Consider the following 4,384-nt stretch of genomic DNA (forward strand, 5'->3'; position numbering starts at 1 on the left):
GGGCACACCCACGACGACGGCCACCACCACGATCACGACCACGCCCCGACCGACCCGGCCGTGGCGCAGACCCGCTGATGGAGTCGCTGCGCGTGGTCCTCGCGTCGGTGACCGAGGGCGAGGACAAGCCGCTGAAGTACCCGACCGCCTTCGGGCTGGCCCAGCTGGTGGTGGTCACCAAGACCGACATCGCGCGGGCCGTCGAGTTCGACGAGGCGGCCTTCCGCGCGAACGTCCAGCGGGTCAACCCGGGCGTGGAGGTGCTCCTCACCTCGGTCCGCGCGGAGGAGGGACTGGGCCTCCTGCTGGACCGCGCCCTGGCGGTCGGCGCGGGCGCGGCGGCGCACGCTCCGGTGATGGCCCGGCAGCAGAGCGGCGAGAACCACCACGGACACGGGCCCGGGCACACGCACGACCACGATCACGGCCACGACCACGGCCCGGGGCACACCCACGACGACGGCCACCACCACGATCACGACCACGCCCCGACCGACCCGGCCGTGGCGCAGACCCGCTGATGGAGTCCCCGGAGCGCCGCCGGGTCGTCGTCCGGGGCGTGGTGCAGGGCGTCGGCTTCCGGCCCTACGTGTACACCCGCGCCACCGGTCTCGGCCTCGCCGGGCACGTCACCAACACCCCCGAGGGGGTGGTCGCCGAGGTGGAGGGCACCCCGGCCGCCGTGTCGGAGTTCTGCGAGCGGCTGGCGGCGGACGCTCCCCCGCTGGCGGTGGTGGACACCGTCGACCACCGGCGGGTCCCGCCCGTCGGCGGCGCCGGGTTCACCATCATCGCGTCCCGGAGCGGCGGCCCCGGCCGGACGCTGGTCTCCCCTGACGTCGCCACCTGCGCCGACTGTCTCGCCGAGCTCGCGGACCCGGCCGACCGCCGCCACCGCCACCCCTTCATCACCTGCACGCACTGCGGCCCGCGCTTCACCATCGTCACCGGGCTCCCCTACGACCGGGCCCACACCACCATGGCCCGTTTCCCGATGTGCCCCGACTGCGCCCGCGAGTACGCCGACCCGGCCGACCGCCGCTTCCACGCCCAGCCCGTCGCCTGCCCGGCCTGCGGCCCCCGGCTGCGGCTGCTCGCCGGGCGCCCGCCGCGCGAGGCGGCCTGCGCGGATCCGGTCGCCGAGGCCCGTGCGCTGCTGGCCGCCGGCGCGGTCCTCGCGGTGAAGGGACTCGGCGGGTACCACCTGGCCTGCGACGCCGCGCACCCCGGTGCCGTCGCCGAGCTGCGCCGCCGCAAGAACCGGGGGGACAAGCCGTTCGCGCTGATGGCCCGGGAGCTCGCCGACGTCGAGGGCCTCGCCCGTGTCGGCGCCGAGGAGCGGGAGCTGCTCACCGGCGGGGTGCGGCCCATCGTGCTGCTGCGCCGCCGCCCGGACGGCGCCCCGCTGCCCGGGGTCGCCCCCGGCAGCCCCGACCTCGGCGTGATGCTCCCGTACACCCCCGTCCACCACCTGCTGCTGGGCCTGGACGGCGACCCGCGGGGCCCGCGACTGCTGGTGATGACCAGCGGGAACCTCTCGGGCGAGCCCATCGTCACCGACGACGCCGAGGCCCTGGAGCGGCTCGCCGGCCTCGCCGACGCCTGGCTGACGCACGACCGGCCCGTCCACGTGCCCTGCGACGACTCCGTCGTACGGGTCTGCGACGGCGAACCGGTGGTGCTGCGCCGCTCGCGCGGGTACGCGCCGCTCCCGCTCGCCCTGCCGCTGCCGGTCCCCGCCTCCCTCGCCGCGGGCGGCGACCTCAAGAACGCCTTCTGCCTGGGCGAGGGGCGCCGGGCCTGGCTGTCGGCCCACATCGGCGACATGGACGACCTGGCCACCCGGTACGCCTTCGAACGCGCCGAGCGGCAGCTGGAGTCCATCACCGGCGTCACCCCCGCCCTGCTCGCCGCCGACCGGCATCCCGGCTACCGCTCCGGCCGCTGGGCACGCGAGCGGGCCGGCGCCCGTCCGCTGGTCCTCGTACAGCACCACCACGCGCACATCGCCTCGGCGCTCGCCGAGCACGGGCTCGACGGAACCCGCCGGGTCATCGGCGTCGCCTTCGACGGCACCGGGTACGGGGACGACGGCGCGGTGTGGGGCGGTGAGGTGCTGCTCGCCGACTACGCCGGCTACACGCGGTTCGCCCACCTGGCCTACGTACCGCTCCCCGGCGGCGACGCGGCCGTGCACCGGCCGTACCGGATGGCCCTGTCCCACCTGTGGGCCGCGGGCCTGGACTGGGCGCCGGACCTGCCCTGCGCCGCGGCCTGCCCGCCCGATGAACTCCGGGTGCTGCGAACCCAGTTGGAGCGGGGGCTGAACTGCGCGCCCACCTCCAGCATGGGGCGGCTCTTCGACGCCGTGTCCTCCCTGGCGGGCGTCTGCCAGCACGCCGGGTACGAGGCGCAGGCCGCCATCGAGCTGGAGGGCGCCGCGCTCGGGGCGCCCGGCGCCGGCCCCGGCTACGCCTTCGCCCTGCGCGTGCCCCCGGCGGACGCCCCGGGGCCGGTCACCGCCGACGCGGCGCCCCTGCTGGCCGCGGTGGCGGCCGACGTACGGGCCGGGACCGGACGCCCGCTGATCGCCGCCCGCTTCCACACCGCCGTCGCGGACCTCGTCGCCGGCCTCTGCGGGCTCGCCCGCGACCGGCACGGCCTCGACACGGTGGCCCTGACCGGCGGGGTCTTCGCCAACACCCTGCTCTCCTCCGCCTGCGCCCGGCTGCTGCGCGCGCGGGGGTTCACCGTCCTGCGGCACCGCACGGTCCCGCCGGGCGACGGCGGGCTGGCCCTCGGCCAGCTCATGGTGGCGGCGGCCGCACGCGTCACGGAACACCCACAGCGAGGAGAAGCCCATGTGCCTGGCGGTACCCGGCAGAGTGCTTGAGATCGCGGAGAAGGACGGCACCCGCATGGCCACCGTCGACTTCGGCGGCGTCCAGAAGGAGGTGTGCCTGGAGTACCTGCCGGACCTCCGGGTCGGCGAGTACGCCATCGTCCACGTGGGTTTCGCCCTCCAGCGGCTGGACGAGGAGTCGGCCCGGCAGACCCTCGAACTGTTCGCGCAGCTCGGCATGCTCCAGGAGGAGTTCGGCGACCCCTGGGAGCAGGCGGCCGAGGCGGCCGGCGGCGACTGGCCCTTCGGCGACGACCCGGTGGCGCCCGCCGCCGCACCGCACCACGCCGACGTCCGGCAGGAGGAAGTGCCCCGGTGAAGTACATCGACGAGTTCCAGGACCCGGAGCTGGCCCGGCGGCTCCTGGACGACATCCACTCCACGGTGACCCGGCCCTGGGCGCTGATGGAGGTCTGCGGCGGCCAGACCCACACCATCATCCGGCACGGGATCGACCAACTGCTGCCGGATCAGGTCGAGTTGATCCACGGGCCCGGCTGCCCGGTGTGCGTGACGCCACTGGAGGTCATCGACAAGGCCCTGGAGATCGCCTCCCGGCCCGGGGTGATCTTCTGTTCCTTCGGGGACATGCTCCGCGTCCCCGGGACCGGCCGCGACCTGTTCCGGGTGCGCGGCGAGGGCGGCGACGTACGGGTCGTGTACTCCCCTCTCGACGCCCTGCGGATCGCGCGGCAGAACCCGGAGCGCGAGGTCGTCTTCTTCGGCATCGGCTTCGAGACCACCGCCCCGCCCAACGCCATGACGGTGTACCAGGCCAGGAAGCTGGGCATCCGCAACTTCAGCCTGCTGGTCTCCCACGTGCGGGTGCCCCCCGCGATCGAGGCGATCATGCGGTCGCCGAGCTGCCGGGTGCAGGGCTTCCTCGCCGCCGGACACGTGTGCAGCGTGATGGGGATGTCCGAGTATCCGGAGCTCGCGGCCCGCCACCGGGTGCCGATCGTCGTCACCGGCTTCGAACCGCTGGACATCCTCGAAGGCGTGCGCCGGGCCGTGCGGCAGCTGGAGCGCGGGGAGCACACCGTCGACAACGCCTACGCGCGGGCCGTCCGCCCGGAGGGGAACCCGGCCGCGCTCGCGATGCTCCAGGACGTCTTCGAGGTCACCGACCGGGCCTGGCGCGGCATCGGGGTCATCCCGGACAGCGGCTGGCGGCTGTCGCCGCGCTACCGGGAGTTCGACGCCGAGCACCGCTTCTCGGTCACCGGCATCACCACCCTGGAGCCGGCCGCGTGCCGCAGCGGGGAGGTGCTCCAGGGGCTGCTGAAGCCGCACGAGTGCGAGGCCTTCGGCGGCCTGTGCACGCCGCGCAATCCGCTCGGCGCCACCATGGTGTCCAGCGAGGGCGCCTGTGCGGCGTACTACCTCTACCGGCGCCTCGACCTCCCGGCGGCCGGACCGGGCGCCAGGCCGGGCGCCGTACCGGCCGCGGCGGCCCCGCACACCGCCGCCCCCCCCCCGGGC

General features: G+C 75.5%; 3 protein-coding genes and 1 pseudogene. All 4 read left to right on the forward strand.

The annotated features are described in order from the left end of the window. Positions 1-74 precede the first annotated feature (74 nt). Positions 75-521: pseudogene (locus tag ACFV0Q_RS38855) on the forward strand (hydrogenase accessory protein HypB); the annotation flags it as partial. After that, the gene (hypF, locus tag ACFV0Q_RS38860; RefSeq protein ID WP_385012458.1) at positions 521-2,893 is read left to right on the forward strand and encodes a carbamoyltransferase HypF; all 2,373 of its coding nucleotides are present in this window, start codon (positions 521-523) and stop codon (positions 2,891-2,893) included. The pseudogene ACFV0Q_RS38855 and the gene hypF, both read left to right, overlap by 1 nt. Beyond that, complete coding sequence (locus ACFV0Q_RS38865; protein ID WP_385012459.1) at positions 2,862-3,221, forward strand: HypC/HybG/HupF family hydrogenase formation chaperone; 360 nt, start codon at positions 2,862-2,864, stop codon at positions 3,219-3,221. The genes hypF and ACFV0Q_RS38865 overlap by 32 nt, the downstream gene beginning before the upstream one ends. Beyond that, a partial coding sequence (hypD, locus tag ACFV0Q_RS38870) for a hydrogenase formation protein HypD (protein WP_385012460.1) occupies positions 3,218-4,384 on the forward strand: 1,167 nt, incomplete at its 3' end. The genes ACFV0Q_RS38865 and hypD, both read left to right, overlap by 4 nt.

It is taken from the genome of Streptomyces sp. NPDC059564, assembly GCF_042735575.1.
Classification (GTDB): domain Bacteria; phylum Actinomycetota; class Actinomycetes; order Streptomycetales; family Streptomycetaceae; genus Streptomyces.

Coding starts and splice junctions, on each gene's coding strand:
- hypF (WP_385012458.1), top strand. CDS start 521: ATGGAGTCCCCGGAGCGCCGCCGGGTCGTCGTCCGGGGCGTGGTGCAG.
- ACFV0Q_RS38865 (WP_385012459.1), top strand. CDS start 2,862: ATGTGCCTGGCGGTACCCGGCAGAGTGCTTGAGATCGCGGAGAAGGAC.